This window comes from Bradyrhizobium sp. 31Argb, from assembly GCF_043638955.1.
Classification (GTDB): Bacteria; Pseudomonadota; Alphaproteobacteria; order Rhizobiales; family Xanthobacteraceae; genus Bradyrhizobium.
In genome coordinates this window covers 34,527-48,211 of the sequence record NZ_JBEGDB010000001.1, presented here as the reverse complement: position 1 = coordinate 48,211, position 13,685 = coordinate 34,527, and the positions used below count along the sequence as shown (strand labels likewise).

16 protein-coding genes and 1 tRNA gene are annotated in these 13,685 nt (G+C 62.0%); 14 read left to right on the top strand and 3 right to left on the bottom strand.

Annotated features, from left to right (window positions below; genetic code table 11):
• Positions 1-18 precede the first annotated feature (18 nt).
• The 7 genes from AAFX91_RS00260 to AAFX91_RS00230 all read left to right on the top strand — a co-directional run bounded on the left by AAFX91_RS00260 (position 19) and on the right by AAFX91_RS00230 (position 6,349).
• On the top strand, positions 19-384 hold the full coding sequence (locus tag AAFX91_RS00260; protein ID WP_394565180.1) for a hypothetical protein: 366 nt from the start codon (positions 19-21) through the stop codon (positions 382-384).
• A gap of 2 nt (positions 385-386) precedes the next feature.
• On the top strand, positions 387-1,895 hold the full coding sequence (locus tag AAFX91_RS00255; protein ID WP_394565179.1) for a phage portal protein: 1,509 nt from the start codon (positions 387-389) through the stop codon (positions 1,893-1,895).
• Positions 1,896-2,025: 130 nt separating this feature from the next.
• The gene (locus AAFX91_RS00250) at positions 2,026-2,307 is read left to right on the top strand and encodes a hypothetical protein (RefSeq protein WP_394565178.1); all 282 of its coding nucleotides are present in this window, start codon (positions 2,026-2,028) and stop codon (positions 2,305-2,307) included.
• A gap of 35 nt (positions 2,308-2,342) precedes the next feature.
• Complete coding sequence (locus tag AAFX91_RS00245) at positions 2,343-2,672, top strand: hypothetical protein (protein WP_394565177.1); 330 nt, start codon at positions 2,343-2,345, stop codon at positions 2,670-2,672.
• Positions 2,673-2,900: 228 nt separating this feature from the next.
• On the top strand, positions 2,901-4,793 hold the full coding sequence (locus tag AAFX91_RS00240; protein WP_394565176.1) for a hypothetical protein: 1,893 nt from the start codon (positions 2,901-2,903) through the stop codon (positions 4,791-4,793).
• Positions 4,794-4,835: 42 nt separating this feature from the next.
• On the top strand, positions 4,836-5,000 hold the full coding sequence (locus AAFX91_RS00235; RefSeq protein ID WP_394565175.1) for a hypothetical protein: 165 nt from the start codon (positions 4,836-4,838) through the stop codon (positions 4,998-5,000).
• Positions 4,997-6,349 carry a M15 family metallopeptidase gene (locus AAFX91_RS00230; RefSeq protein ID WP_394565174.1) on the top strand — a complete coding sequence of 451 codons (1,353 nt, stop codon included), beginning with the start codon at positions 4,997-4,999 and terminating at the stop codon, positions 6,347-6,349. Before AAFX91_RS00235 ends, AAFX91_RS00230 begins: the two co-directional genes overlap by 4 nt.
• A 29-nt stretch (positions 6,350-6,378) precedes the next feature.
• Here the strand turns inward: AAFX91_RS00230 and AAFX91_RS00225 are convergent, their stop codons facing one another.
• A complete protein-coding gene (locus tag AAFX91_RS00225; RefSeq protein ID WP_394565173.1) occupies positions 6,379-6,957 on the bottom strand; it encodes a hypothetical protein in 579 nt (192 codons plus the stop codon).
• A 223-nt stretch (positions 6,958-7,180) separates the two neighbouring features.
• Between AAFX91_RS00225 and AAFX91_RS00220 the strand changes: the two genes are divergently transcribed.
• The 4 genes from AAFX91_RS00220 (at position 7,181) to xerC (ending at position 9,127) form a co-directional block, all read left to right on the top strand.
• Positions 7,181-7,393: a hypothetical protein gene (locus AAFX91_RS00220; protein WP_394565172.1), complete on the top strand. Its 213-nt coding sequence runs from the start codon at positions 7,181-7,183 to the stop codon at positions 7,391-7,393.
• Between the two features lie 197 nt (positions 7,394-7,590).
• Entirely contained in the window at positions 7,591-7,788 is a 198-nt protein-coding gene (locus AAFX91_RS00215) for a hypothetical protein (protein ID WP_394565171.1), read from the top strand.
• A gap of 3 nt (positions 7,789-7,791) precedes the next feature.
• Positions 7,792-7,986: a hypothetical protein gene (locus AAFX91_RS00210; protein WP_394565170.1), complete on the top strand. Its 195-nt coding sequence runs from the start codon at positions 7,792-7,794 to the stop codon at positions 7,984-7,986.
• Entirely contained in the window at positions 7,973-9,127 is a 1,155-nt protein-coding gene (gene xerC / locus AAFX91_RS00205; RefSeq protein WP_394565169.1) for a tyrosine recombinase XerC, read from the top strand. The genes AAFX91_RS00210 and xerC overlap by 14 nt, the downstream gene beginning before the upstream one ends.
• A gap of 6 nt (positions 9,128-9,133) precedes the next feature.
• Here xerC and AAFX91_RS00200 read toward each other — a convergent pair.
• Together AAFX91_RS00200 and AAFX91_RS00195 are read right to left on the bottom strand one after the other, a co-directional pair.
• Positions 9,134-9,210 (bottom strand) — tRNA-Arg (locus tag AAFX91_RS00200).
• 192 nt (positions 9,211-9,402) lie between these two features.
• Positions 9,403-10,881: a sensor histidine kinase gene (locus AAFX91_RS00195; protein ID WP_130577787.1), complete on the bottom strand. Its 1,479-nt coding sequence runs from the start codon at positions 10,879-10,881 to the stop codon at positions 9,403-9,405.
• Positions 10,882-11,255: 374 nt separating this feature from the next.
• On the opposite strand from AAFX91_RS00195, the gene rpmH reads away from it, so the two are divergent.
• Genes rpmH through yidC form a run of 3 tightly spaced genes read left to right on the top strand, consistent with a single transcriptional unit; the run spans position 11,256 to position 13,668 of the window.
• Complete coding sequence (gene rpmH / locus AAFX91_RS00190; protein ID WP_008542748.1) at positions 11,256-11,390, top strand: 50S ribosomal protein L34; 135 nt, start codon at positions 11,256-11,258, stop codon at positions 11,388-11,390.
• Between the two features lie 27 nt (positions 11,391-11,417).
• A complete protein-coding gene (gene rnpA, locus AAFX91_RS00185; RefSeq protein ID WP_130577786.1) occupies positions 11,418-11,798 on the top strand; it encodes a ribonuclease P protein component in 381 nt (126 codons plus the stop codon).
• A gap of 19 nt (positions 11,799-11,817) precedes the next feature.
• Entirely contained in the window at positions 11,818-13,668 is a 1,851-nt protein-coding gene (gene yidC, locus AAFX91_RS00180) for a membrane protein insertase YidC (protein WP_394565168.1), read from the top strand.
• The last annotated feature ends 17 nt before the right edge of the window (positions 13,669-13,685 follow it).

Sequence of the window (13,685 nt, the reverse complement as noted above, 5' to 3'; positions counted from 1 at the left end):
CACAGGGGGAAAATCATAATGCTGTTTGCAACACCCGAAAGCATCGAACGAGCGCGCCGTGATCTGCACAAAAATTACGAGGCAGAATATCGCGCGATACCGAACCGCTACCGAATCGCGAAGAGCATCCTCGAGGATGGTGATCTCCGCAAGCTTGCCGGCGCCGATCTCAGTGACTCACTGGCCGCGAAGCAGCTGGCCGACGAATTGACGAAGAAGCACTGCGGCAAATCGCATGTCGCGGCATCCGTCGCTGCCGGCGAGGCGATCATCGCGCAGCTCGATCTCGTCAAGCAGATGTTGGAGAGGGCGGAAGAACTCGATCGCATCGAGCGCCGCAGCGAGGCTTACCGCTTCGCGGTCAATCCTCCGGAGGCGAACTGAAAATGAGCGACGACGCCGAAAAGTCCATGACGACGGAGCGCGGCATTGCTCGCGATCTATCTCAGTACACACAAGCCGCGCAGAGTCGCGGCGAGGGATCGGATTGGTTCGGACCGCAGACCCCGATGCGACCAGTGGCGCCGCCGGAAGTGGCAGGCCGCGCGCTCGACTTCATTCCTGGCTACAACCTCAACACCCGTCCGCGCAACGGCGAAGCGGTCGACTTCGCGGCGCTGCGGTGTCTCGCCGACTCATACGATCCGCTCCGTCTCGTCATAGAGCGCAGAAAAGATCAAATTTGCCGATTGCAGTGGACGATCCGGCAGAAGCATGAAGGCAACGGCCGCAGGCCGAAAACGGCGCAGTTGCCGGCATCGGTGCGCTCGCGCATTGAGGATGTACAGGCCTTCTTCCGGCGCCCGGACTACGAGGTGACCTTCAGCGGATTCTTGCGTTCGGTTCTTGAGGATGTTCTGGTTATCGACGCGCCAGCAATCTTTTGCGAGCGAACTGCGTTCGGGTCGCTCACCGGCTTGCGCGTCGTGGACGGCGCCACGATCAAAAGAGTGATTGACGACTGGGGCCGCACGCCGAGGCCACAGCGGTGGACTGGTCGCCCATTCATGTGGAACGGCGCCGAGATCAACGCAGGCAACATCGTCGCGAGCGGCTTCCGCGTCCACGGTGGACTGGCTTGGCCTCCGGCCTATCAACAAGTCCTCAAAGGTTTGCCCGCGGTCGATTATACGGCACACGATCTCATTTACCGGCCGCTCAACATCAGGCCCGGACGGATCTACGGCTGCAGCGCCGTTCAGCAGATCATCAACACGGTTGAGATCGCGACGAAGCGCGCCGATAGTCAACTTGACTGGTACACCGAAGGCAACATGCCTGAAGGGATTTTTGGCCTCCCTGAGTCTTGGGTTCCGGACCAGATCCAGCGATTTCAGGATTATTGGGATAATCTGCACGTCGGCAATCTCGGCGTCCGCCGCCGGATGAAATTCATCGCCGGCAGCGGCAAGTACCAGCCACTAAAGGAGCCTGATCTTAAATCTGAGATGGACGAATGGCTATGCCGCATCATTTGCTTTGCGTTCTCCTATCCGCCGAACGCCCTCGTTCGCCAGCTCAATCGAGCATCGGCAGAGCAGCATGAGGAGCAGGCCGAGAAGGAAGGCCTGCAAAGTCTCAAGCAGTGGGCGGCCGAGATGTTCAACGACATCATCGAGCGCGAGTTCGATAGCAGCGGCGAGATCGAATTTGCTTGGGTCGAAGAGGAAGAGATCGACCAGTCGAAACAATCTGAGATTCTGGCCCGCTATGCCGACTCCGGCATCATGACGCGCAACGAAGCGCGAGCGCAGCTCGGCCTCGAGCCAGACCCGTCACCGATTGCTGGCGTGCTCGCGGTGCGCACGCCAAGCGGCGTCGTGCCCATCAACACAACGGAGAAAAATGATGTGCAATCAGAACTTCAACCCGCTCGACGACAAGCTTCTTCATAGAAACGAGGATCTCGACGCCCTGCGCAAGGACCGGGTCGCGCCGACAAAGCAGCGATCAGATACCAGCGAAGCCGAGCTTCGCAAGCGCGCCCTCGCGGCCGAGTTGCAACGTCACTATAGGTAAGCACCAATGCCAAAGACTGCAGTCGACCCGTTCTTCGTGACCAGCGGGCCAGACTCTGCGCCGCGCAAGGCCGCCGCGGTCACGCCGAGCAATACCCAGGATCTCAGCAATGTAACCAAGATGATTTTTGTCGGAGGCGCCGGCAACCTCGCGATCATCATGGCCGATGATGCCGATGCCTCGCCGGTCACAATCAATGCGGTGCCGGCGGGCACGATGCTCGAGCTTCAGGTCCGTCGCGTCATGGCGGCCAACACCACCGCTACCAACATCCTGGCGCTCTGGTGAAAGCGACAACTATCTTCTAGAGGAGGTAAGGACTCATGGCAGTAACCACCTACATCTGCCGACTGTTCGGCGGCAGAAATGTCACCACGATCCACGACAGTGTCGCCGGCACGGTCACCGTCGCCGGCCAAGTGCTCACGCTCTCGACGCTTTCGGCGGCATTGCAGGCGCAATTCGCGGCAGCCATCGCTTCGGGAAGCGGATCGAACCCCATCTTCTACAAAGGGTCTGCCGCTTTCGGTGGGTGCAACGTTTCACAGGCAATCGGCTCGATCGCAGATGCGAATCCTGCATGGGCGAACGCGATCAGGGCTGCGCTGGCGAATGTGCGCGATGACGCGGCGACGATCCAGGCCGGACTCTAGGATGATTTCGGTCGCGCGCTGTCCCCGGCGCGCGATCGGGCCCGGGAAGAAGGCGCGCACGGATGCAATGCCGCCTTTCCCGGGCCACCTTCAAGGTTTGCGCGAGGCATCCTTGCTCGGTCGGCGCGCGGGTCGGGTTTTAGAAAGGTCGCCTCCGTTGCCTCGCGTGGCGTTGGACATGAAGCGGTCAAGGCGATCGACGCGCGCATCATTTTGAGGAGTAGTGACGTGGAAGCTTACAAGATTGGGGTCACTATCGCGCTCGCCAACGGCGTCAGTCCGGTCCTCGCGATCATCGGTCGCGACATGCTCGGCCTCGGCACGAAAATAAAAGATATCGAGAACAACTTTGCCGGATGGTCGAAAGCCTTGTTAGGTGTCGGCGGCATCCTGGCCGGCGCGACGATCTTGGGAGCTATGGGAAAGCTCGTCGACAAGACCCGGGAATTTCAGGACGAGCTGATCAAACTGCAGCGCCTCGGCGGCGAGATCGGCAACGCCGCCGCAAGCGGCACCATGACGGCCAAGGCCTTCGACATCTCCAAGCGGGTACCGATGAAGGTCCAGGACCTGCTGAAAATCCCTGGCGCCACGTACTCGATCATGGGCGAGCACGAGGCGATGGAGACCTGGGAGCCGCTCGCAAAATACGCATGGACGCAACAGGCCGATGCGCACTTCCAGGGCGATGTAACGGGTGCCTTGCAGAAGGTGATCCGCGCCGGCGAAATGTCGGGCCGCATCACCGATCCGGTCACCAAGAATATCGACCCCCAGCGACTCGCCGCGTTTCTCGATACGGTTGCCCGCATCAAAGCGGCGACCCATGGCACTGTTAATGAAGACACCCTCCTCGCGCTGGCGCAACAGGGCGGTCCGACGCTGCGCGGCTTGAGCGATCAAGGATTCCTCTCGTTAGCGATCCAGTCCCAAATGATGGGAGGTCATCGCGCCGGTACCGCATACATGTCTCTTTGGCAGCAGCTCGCCGGGGGCACGATGATGAAGAGAACCGCCCAGGGCATGGAAGAGATGGGCTTCCTCAAGCCGGGCGAATGGACGACCGAGGGCGGCCACGTCTCGATCTCGAAGGAAGCATCGAACCGGCTCACAAATCTGATCGGACAAGATCCACTCGCCTTCGCGCAGAAGATCAACGAGGAGCTCGCCAAACGGGGCATCACTGATCCGATCGAGCAACAGCAGGCCATCATGCGCATGACCGGGCGTCAGACGACGCAGCGGCTAACGATGGAAGAAGCCACCGGGATGCAGCAGATGATCGCCGAGCGCGCGCGCATGCAGCAAGGCCTCGGCGCTGGCGCATCTTACGACCTGATCAACGACAAGAGCGTCACGGCAAATCTGGAGGCGATGAAAAACGCATGGAACAACCTTCTCGTCGCGGTCGCGGGCCCCAACAGTGAGAACGTCGTAGCCGTCCTGAAGCAGCTGACGGGCGCGATCAACGGCATGACGGCGGCCGTTTCCGGAATCTCGCCCGAGACAATGAAGGCGATCTTCGGAGTCGTCGCCGCCATCGGCGCGGGCCTCGTCGCCCTAGGCGCGATCTCGCTCGCGAGCCTCGCATCGGTGCCGGCACTGATCGGGGCCGCCGTGATCGCCCTTGGAGCATTCGTTGCCGTCAACTGGGAGTCGATCAAGAATCACTACGAGACTATCAGGAACGTTGCGACCACCATCATCAGCGCGGTCCCTGGGCTCGGAGCCGTCGCCGCCGCGCTGCACGAGTTGTCCAAGGTCCAGTGGCAGACCATCGTCGCCGCCTTCGACGGCATCAAGAACGCGATCATGAGCTTCATCGAATGGCTGGAGAGCATCCCCGGCAGGCTGCGGGGCTGGTTCGGCAACCCGAACGGCGCCGGCCGCAGCGACGGCGATTCGGTCGGCAAGGGCCTCAACCAGCCGATGCGGTTCGTCCCCGGCACCAATCGCAACATTCACATCCAAAACGCGACTAACTTGAACATCGATGGCCGCACGCTGGCGCAGGCGATCTCCGATCAGCTCGAGCAGCTCTACGGCTTCCCGACAGGAGCACCGTCGCCGGATGGTTCTGGCCGCTACTTCGCCGGCGATCATAACTTCTCAGATACTTGACCAATGAGGCGATCAATCTTGAATCTCGACGTAGAAGGCGCGATGGCGATGCACGACATTCACCGGGATGTTGCGGTCGAGTTGGCTGACGCAATTCTTGCGAAGCACTGCGGCGCGAGCGAGCTTTCCGCGGAAGGCCTGCGCGCGCTGCTGGACGACCTCGTCGCGAATGGCTTCATACCGCTGTCTGGATCGGAGCTAAATTGAAGGAGACCGGCACAATCACGATCGACGGCGTCGTTGTCGGCACGATGACGATCGAGACCGGCGAGGCCGGCACCGTGAACCTGTTCGGCGACATTGCACCGGACCTTGACGGCTACGAGCCGCAGGGCCGCGCTGCTGAGCGCAATCTCGGCGCTCGCGATGCCGACGCGCCGCCGTCTCACGGTCACGGTCATGGCAGCCATCGCCACGGTGTCAGGCATCACCGCGCCGAGCATCGTCATGGGCCGCGCCAGCAGCATCACGAGCACCGCGCCGAGCCGCACGACGAAAAGCCGCGCGAACGCTTCGGTGGTGAAGGCGACACCGATCCGCCGGTGCCGCGTGCACCGCGGGCACCCGAAACAGGCGGCCGTCCGGTACGGCGCGGCTCGGCCGAGGTCGATGCGGCGATCCAGGATGCCGCCAAAAGGCACGGTATCGACCCAAACTTCCTAAAGGGCGTCGCCTCGATCGAGAGCAACATGAATCCATCTTCGAACGCCCGCGCGGCAAACCCGCACAAGGGCTTGTTTCAGCTCAGCGGCGAGGAATGGCGGCGCTTCAGTAAGCCGGACGGCAACATCTACTCCGCGCGCGACAACGCCGAGGCCGCAGCCGCCAAGTTCGAGGCTGATGCCGCCGACTTCAAACAGCGCTTCGGCCGCGATCCAACCGAGGCCGAGCGCTACATGATCCATCAACAAGGCATGGGTCATTTCACCCGCGGCGCCCTAACGAACATCGCGGGCAACCCCTATCCCGGCATGCATGGTGCGCAGACGCCTGAGAGCTTTCGCGAAGGCTGGGGCCGCGAGGTTGCCAGACGCAAGGCGCAGTTCGAGAATCCGGCAGCGCCACCATCATCGCCTGAAGCTACTGCACCGACATCCGGACGGGGCAGCGCGAATCTCATGCACGGCCAGTATGGTGCACCGGGCCAGAATCTCGTCACGATCCATACGCCGAGCGGCAAGCCGGTCGTGGTCCACAAGGATGCCGCCGAGTCCTTCCGGGGTTTTCTCGCGGACCTCGAAGCGAGCGGCTACAAAATCCACTCGCTTGGCGGGTACAACCATCGCAACATCGCCGGATCGAACCGCCTATCCCAGCATGCTTATGGCAACGCCATCGATATCAACCCAGGTGCAAACCCGATGCGCCACGGGCTGCTTCACACAAACCTGCCGGACAACGTCTCGGACATGGCTGCCAAGCATGGGCTGTCATGGGGCGGCGACTGGCGAGGCCGCAAAGACCCGATGCATTTCGAATGGACCGGCAAGAGGCCGGCGCGCGGCGAAGTGGCCAAGTCCGATGTCAGCTTCGATCCGGGGACGATGGCGCCGTGAACACGCGGGGAAGCCGGTGATGGGTGCTGCTACGGTCCGGCCCGGGAGCTGTTCGGTTTCAGCCTGTCTTCCTGAAGAATGCTCAAATCAGGAAACTCAGGCGCGCAAGCCCGACACCGCCTCCAAATCTCTTCATCCTCGGCATGCCGACCCAGGGTCAGGTAATAATTGATGCCCTGATGCTTTGCGAAAACGATCCATTGTCCGGTAAGGGCTGGCTGGAGGCCTTCGCTCGGGGGTGCGTTACCGGCGCGCTGTGAATATCCCTCGATTACGAAATGATGGATCCAGCGATCGCGTGGCACTTCACGTTCTAGCTGTTCCAGCTTTTCGGGATTCCAATAGTTCACCAGATTCTTCGCAATGTATGCTGGCTGCATGAAATGCTTGTGCCAGAGCCCACGCAGTGGCGGTCGGCCTAACTCGGATTCAGGCTTCGTCAGTGAACGCTTGGGTGAGACGCCTTCTAGAATCGCAATCTCATCCAAGATCTGGTGAACGTGCAGAGTTCTATTTTCGTAGTGATAAACCAGCTGATGAAGCAATCCTGTCGAACACTTCCCCGACGAAGTCTTCAACGCTAGCCATTCTTCCATTTCTTCGCGCATCGTGTTCGGCGCCTTTTACCTCTCACTCCGATCAGCTTCGCGAGTATGCACCTAAACGGTGCAGTTGACGAGCGCCACGCGTAGGAGCAGCATGGTGTGCCGCTCGCGCAAAGCGGCCAGCTTTCGCAAAGCCGAATTCCCCAAGGAGACCATTAAATTCGCTGAGCGGTGACGGACTCGTCACCGATAGATGTTTTGTTGTTCCAACTTTGGAGAAAAATTAATGGCTGCAGATATCATCACGCGCACGCCGAGGGCGGAGCCCAAAAGCTTTCAATATCTCGGTGATGGTCAAGTGTTCGTCTCACTCACGACCGACGACGGCGAGCTCGGGTACGTTACCTCGGCGACTGGTCTCGTTCGGTCGGTCAATCTCGCTGTCGAGATGATGAATAAAAACCTGTCCAGCTTCCTGGGAGAGATCGGCGCGCTCTAAGTTACCGCGCGCTGATCGCGCCCACGTCTCGACGCCAAGGCCCGCCGCAACCCGGCGGGCTTTTTTGCTGTTCTCTAAGTTGTGATCACCGTAGCGGCTCACGTAGGCGCGCAAACGGGTTCCCTGTTGCCGATCAGTATCGAACGCATCACGGTTATTTCTACAACTAATCTGCTTCGCATCGAGGCTTTGGAGAGATGATTGCACTGAACTTGAATGTACCCGCCGACGTGCGCGAACAGTTGCAGGCGTGGGCCAAGTATAACTGCACGTCGATGACGGCGGAGTTGGTCCGCAGCGTTAGGGATCGGGCTGCGGCGGAGAAGAAGGGCCGCAGCGCAGGCAAGAGCAGCACCGGACTGCTCGCCGGGATAGCAGAGAAGACGGCGCGCTGATCCATGTCCCGCGCCCGGCAGACCTTCAAAAAGACCGACGTCACCAAGGCCGTGCTGGCCGTGGTGGCGGCCGGTCTGTCGGTCGCGCGGGTCGAGATCGAGAGCGGAAAGATCGTTGTGTTCGCCGAGACGCCGGAGCAGGATGCAGCCACCCTAACGCCGCTCGATCAATGGAGGCGGGAACGTGGTCAGGGCTAATATCGAAGGCGTCTTTCCCACCTACAAAACGCTCAAGGACGGCACCCGCCGAACGTATTGGTATCATCGAGCAACAGGCAAACGTCTGCACGGCGAGCCTGGCGAGCCCGAGTTCATTGCCGATTACGCGGCGGCCGAAAAGCTAATCCGCGATCGCCACGCGGGCACGCTGAACAGCCTGATCCGCTCTTACACAACTTCCATTGAGTTCGAGCAGAAGCTCGCCGCCTCGACGCAGGCTGAGTACAAGCGCATGCTGACGAAGGCAGAGACCGAATTCGGCACCATGCCGATTGCCGCTCTCGATGATCCCCGCGTCCGCAAAGACCTGCTCGATTGGCGCGAAAAAGTCGCGCGGAAATCCGGGCAGCGCGAGGCCGACAATCGGCTCTCCGCAATCTCCGCAATGCTGACATGGTGCGTCGACCGCGGGACACTGACGGCGAATCATCTGCGTGGGTTCAAGCGGCTTTACCATGTCGACCGCTCCGAAATCATTTGGTTGCCGGAGCATATAGCCGCCTTCATGAAGGTGGCGCCTATCGAGCTGCAGCGCGCGCTGATCCTGGCACTTCATACCGGCCAGCGCGAGGGCGATCTGCTGCGCCTGCCGTGGTCCGCCTACAAGGGCGAACATATTGAACTGCGGCAAGGCAAGGCACGCCGGAAGGGAAAGTCGGCGCCGCTGATCCACATCCCTTGCACCCGCGCGTTGCGCCGCATGCTCGACGGCATGAAGCAAGTCTCGACCCTGATCTTGACGACGAAGACCGGCCAGTCATTGAAGCCGCGCTACTTCAACACGCTGTGGGACCGGACCATGACGAAGGCCGGCTTGCAGACCGTGAGCCTGCCGGGACTGGACGAGCCCGTTGAACTGCACTTCCACGACCTGCGTGGCACAGCCGTGACGCTCTTGTCCGAAGCTGGCTGCACGCCGCAGCAGATCGCGACGATTACCGGGCATTCGCTTAAGACGGTCTACCGAATTCTGGAACGATATCTTGCGAGGACGCACGGGCTCGCTGAGCAGGCGATCTTCAATTTCGAGCACAGCCCGAGAACAAAGTTTGCAAACCGTCTGCAAACCGGCACCGCCAAGGCGCCGAGCAGAAACGGAAAACGCAATGCCAATCAATGATGTGGATGGCGCGCCCGGAACGATTCGAACGTCCGACCCTCAGATTCGTAGTCTGATGCTCTATCCAGCTGAGCTACGGGCGCGTTTTCGCGTGAGGGGCGTGAAAGCCCAAGGTGCATCCGAGGAGGCTCGGACGCATCAGCGAAAGAGCGCTCTAGCTACAAGGTCCCGATCCCGTTGGCAAGGTCTGGGGTGGGGGTTCTCTGGGTTGATTTGGGCCGGAAGCGCGCCCCGGGCAGTGAAAGCCGGAGTTTCCGGCTATTGCGGCATACGCCTCAGGCCCGTGCGCGCTCGGTGCGGATGATCTGGAGTTCCACCGGCCGGTCGGGAATGGCGATGCGGAAGGTGGCGCCGATGGTGCCCTCGACCAGGTTGATCTCGCCGTCATGGGCGCGGATCAGCTCGGCGGCGATCGCAAGGCCGAGCCCGCTGCCGCCGGGGCGGCCGGACGTCTGGAACGCCTCGAACAGGTGATCGCGGGTCTTCTGGGGAACGCCGGGACCGGTGTCGGAGACCTCGACGATCGCGACCGTCCCCTCGCGGCGACCGGTGATGCGGATCTGCTGGGCACCGCCGTCGGTCGCCGGACGGCTCTCCAGCGCCTGCGCCGCGTTGCGCACGAGGTTGAGCAGCACGCGGAATAGCTGGTCCGGATCGGCGTCGATCGCGAGCCCGCGCTCGATCGCGCTGATCCAGGTGATCGAGGCATCCGAGGCAAGCCCTGCCGATTCGCGCACCTCGACGACGACGGGCTCGACCAGGATCATGCGGCGGTCGGGCGCGGCCTCCTGGGCGCGGCCGTAGGACAATGTCGACTGGCAGAAGGCGATCGCGCGCTCGAGCGAACGCAGCAGTTTCGGCGCGAAGCGTTGCACCCTGGGATCGGGGACGCTTGCGAGCTGATCGGACAGAAGCTGCGAGGAGGCAAGCAGGTTGCGCAGATCGTGGTTGATCTTGGAAACGGCGAGCCCCAGCGCCGCCAGCCGGCTCTTCTGATGCAGCATCGAGACCAGGTCGCGCTGCATGTCGGACAGCTCGCGCTCAGCGACGCCGATCTCGTCACCACGTTGGCTCGGCACGATGATCCGCGCCGAACTTTCGGGGTTTTCGTGGAAACCGATCAGGCTCGCGGTCAGCCGCCGCATCGGGCGCACGAACAGATAATGCAGGGCGAGATAGACCAGGCCCGCGGTGAGGCCCGCGATCAGGAGCGCAACGATCAGGACGTTGCGTGAGAAGCGGTACATCGCCTGGCGCAGCGGCTTCTCGTCGATCACGACCTCGATGAACTGCGCCTGGCCCGGCGCCGGCCCGACCACGCGGATGGTCTGGTCGCCGTGCTCCAGCATGATCTGGAACGCATCGACGATCGCCGACCACACCGATATGTCGCGCAGGTCGACGTCATGGTCGATCGCAGCCGGCAGGTCGGCGCTGGCGAGCAGTCGCCGCTGCTGGCCCATCTTGATCGCCACCGCGCGGGCGCCGATGCTGGTGAGGATCTGGCGTGCCAGCGACTCCGGAACGTAGCCGGATGGCGCGGCATCGAGCACCAGCGCCGCGGTGTTGGCGGCGGCCAGCCGGTCGTTCAGCCGGTTGATCCGGAAGTTGGCGATCGCGGGCACAAAGATCAGCATCCCGGCGATCATCACCAGGGGGATCGTGAGCAGCAGAAGCTTGCCGGACAGGCCAAGCCGGTAAACCGGCTGCGCCCGAGACTTCTCCGTCGTCGGCTGATCGTCGGTCACTGACACGATATAGGCCTTCTTTGGCGCATGTTCAGCATGCTGCCGTGCACCATCGCCGGTCAAATTACGGATCGCTAATGTAAGCCGGTTCCATGAGCCCCGGATGCAGCCGGCTAAAGCCGGGCCACATATGCAACAACCCCACAGAATCAGGACTATTTCCGCGAATTACGACCTTTCGAAGAACCGCTTTTGCCGCACGGGGCGACATTGACGAAAAGGAGGCGCTCCCTTATAAGCCGCGCAAATTGTCCGCGATGGCCCGGTTTGCCGGGGGCGGCTCATTTGGGGCCGCGAATGGCCGATTTTGGGCCAGCCTGCATCACCGGACACCCTATCTCAATTCATCGGCAGATTGCCTGTTCAGCGGAGAACTACCCGTGAAGCGGACTTATCAACCCAGCAAACTGGTGCGCAAGCGCCGCCACGGCTTCCGCGCCCGTCTCGCCACGGCCGGCGGCCGCAAGGTCCTCGCTGCGCGCCGCGCGCGTGGCCGCAAGCGTCTGAGCGCCTGAGCCCCGGGCGTCTTCCGGAGATTCTAAATGGATCGGCTAAGGCAGCGGGCGGACTTCGTCGCCGTTGCCAATGGCGCGCGGGCGACCAGCCCGGCCTTTGTGCTGCAGGGCCGCGCCCGCGACGATGATGGCCCGATCCGCGTCGGCTTCACCGTCACCAAGAAGAACGGCACCGCTACCGAGCGCAACCGCATCCGGCGCAGGCTTCGCGCGCTGATACAGCAGCTCGACGTCATACCGATGCGACCACATCATGATTATGTGTTAGTCGGCCGCCGGGATGCACTGACCCGCGACTTCGCGGCCATGCTCGACGACCTCCGCGCGGCGCTTCGCCGCCTCGACCGGCAACCGGCCAAAAGCGGCGGCAGCCAGAATAATATAAAGAGCGGCGGCAACCGGAATTGAATGACGAGACCTTGAAGAGATGACCGATAACCGCAACACCATCATCGCCGTCATTCTGTCCGGCCTGGTGCTGATCGCCTGGCAATATTTCTACAACGTGCCGCAGATGGAGAAGCAGCGCGCGCAGCAGCACGCGCAGGCGGAACTGCAGAAGCAGCAGACGCCGCAGACGCAGCAGGCGACCCCTAGCACCGCACCGCAGCCGGGATCGGCGTCACCGCCTTCAGCCACACAACCGGCCTCCGGCGCGCCGGTCGTCAGCCGCGAAGCCGCGGTCGAGGCCAGCCCGCGCGTCAAGATCGACACGCCCACGCTGTCCGGCAGCATCTCGCTGAAGGGCGCGCGCATCGACGACCTGTCGCTGGAGAAATTCCGCGACACCGTCGACCCGAAATCACCGCCGATCGTGCTGTTCTCGCCGTCGCAGACGGCCGCGCCCTATTACGCGGAATTCGGCTGGGTGCCGGCGAGCGGCACCACGTTGCGGATGCCCGACGCGAGCACGGTGTGGCAGCGGGAGGGTTCCGGCACGCTGACGCCGACTAGTCCGGTCACGCTGAAATACGACAACGGCGAAGGCCTGACTTTCCGCCGCACCATCGCGGTCGACGATCGCTATCTCTTCACCATCAAGGATGAAGTCACCAATGCCGGCAGCGCCCCGGTCACGCTCTATCCCTTTGCGCTGATCTCGCGCCACGGCACGCCGCAGGTTTCCGGCTACTACATCCTTCATGAAGGCCTGATCGGCTATCTCGGCGACCATGGCCTGCAGGAATACGGCTACAAGAAGATCGACGACGCCAAGCGGGTGAACTTCACCGCCACCGATGGCTGGCTCGGTATCACGGACAAATACTGGGCTTCCGCGCTGCTGCCGGACACCTCCGCCAAGCTGCAGGCGAGTTTTTCCTCCGATCTTGTCAACAATATCAGGCGGTACCAGACGGACTATCTGCTGGAGCCGCAGACCGTCGCGGCCGGCGGCACCGTCACCGCCAACGCGCGGCTGTTCGCCGGTGCCAAGGAAGCCGGCGTCGTCGGCATCAACTTCCCGCTTGGGCCGGGCGGCTACAACCGGCAGCTCGGCCTCAATCACTTCGATCTGCTGATCGACTGGGGCTGGTTCTACTTCATCACCAAGCCGATGTTCCTGGCGCTCGACTGGTTCTATCGCCTGTTCGGCAATTTCGGCGTCTCGATCCTGCTGGTGACGGTGATCGTGAAGCTGTTGTTCTTCCCGCTCGCCAACAAGTCCTACGCCTCGATGGCGAAGATGAAGTCGATCCAGCCGCAGCTCGCGGCGCTGAAGGAGCGTTATCCGGACGACCGGGTGAAGCAGCAGCAGGAGATGATGGAGATCTACAAGAAGGAGAAGATCAACCCGATCGCGGGCTGCCTTCCCATCGCGCTGCAGATCCCGGTGTTCTTCTCGCTCTACAAGGTCCTGTTCGTCACCATCGAGATGCGGCACGCGCCGTTCTTCGGCTGGATCAAGGACCTGTCGGCGCCGGATCCGACCAACCTTTTCACCCTGTTCGGCCTGATCCCGTTCGATCCCACCACGATCCCGGTGTTCGGCCATTATCTGTGGCTCGGCATCTGGCCGATCATCATGGGCATCACGATGTGGTTCCAGATGAAGCTCAATCCGACGCCGCCGGATCCGACGCAGAAGATGATCTTCGACTGGATGCCCTTGATCTTCACGTTCATGCTGGCCGGCTTCCCGGCAGGCCTGGTGATCTACTGGGCCTGGAACAACCTGCTTTCGGTGGCGCAGCAGAGCTACATCATGCACCGGAACGGGGTGAAGGTGGAATTGTTCGACAACCTCAAGGCCACCTTCGCGCCGAAGAAAGCGACGTAACGACGTCATTGCGAGCG

What these genes read in the sequence shown, in the direction of transcription:
- AAFX91_RS00215 (WP_394565171.1), top strand. Translation starts at nt 7,591, where the DNA reads ATGATTGCACTGAACTTGAATGTACCCGCCGACGTGCGCGAACAGTTG.
- AAFX91_RS00250 (WP_394565178.1), top strand. Translation starts at nt 2,026, where the DNA reads ATGCCAAAGACTGCAGTCGACCCGTTCTTCGTGACCAGCGGGCCAGAC.
- AAFX91_RS00220 (WP_394565172.1), top strand. Translation starts at nt 7,181, where the DNA reads ATGGCTGCAGATATCATCACGCGCACGCCGAGGGCGGAGCCCAAAAGC.
- AAFX91_RS00235 (WP_394565175.1), top strand. Translation starts at nt 4,836, where the DNA reads ATGGCGATGCACGACATTCACCGGGATGTTGCGGTCGAGTTGGCTGAC.
- rnpA (WP_130577786.1), top strand. Translation starts at nt 11,418, where the DNA reads ATGGATCGGCTAAGGCAGCGGGCGGACTTCGTCGCCGTTGCCAATGGC.
- AAFX91_RS00255 (WP_394565179.1), top strand. Translation starts at nt 387, where the DNA reads ATGAGCGACGACGCCGAAAAGTCCATGACGACGGAGCGCGGCATTGCT.
- AAFX91_RS00210 (WP_394565170.1), top strand. Translation starts at nt 7,792, where the DNA reads ATGTCCCGCGCCCGGCAGACCTTCAAAAAGACCGACGTCACCAAGGCC.
- yidC (WP_394565168.1), top strand. Translation starts at nt 11,818, where the DNA reads ATGACCGATAACCGCAACACCATCATCGCCGTCATTCTGTCCGGCCTG.
- AAFX91_RS00245 (WP_394565177.1), top strand. Translation starts at nt 2,343, where the DNA reads ATGGCAGTAACCACCTACATCTGCCGACTGTTCGGCGGCAGAAATGTC.
- AAFX91_RS00225 (WP_394565173.1), bottom strand. Translation starts at nt 6,957, where the DNA reads ATGCGCGAAGAAATGGAAGAATGGCTAGCGTTGAAGACTTCGTCGGGG.
- AAFX91_RS00260 (WP_394565180.1), top strand. Translation starts at nt 19, where the DNA reads ATGCTGTTTGCAACACCCGAAAGCATCGAACGAGCGCGCCGTGATCTG.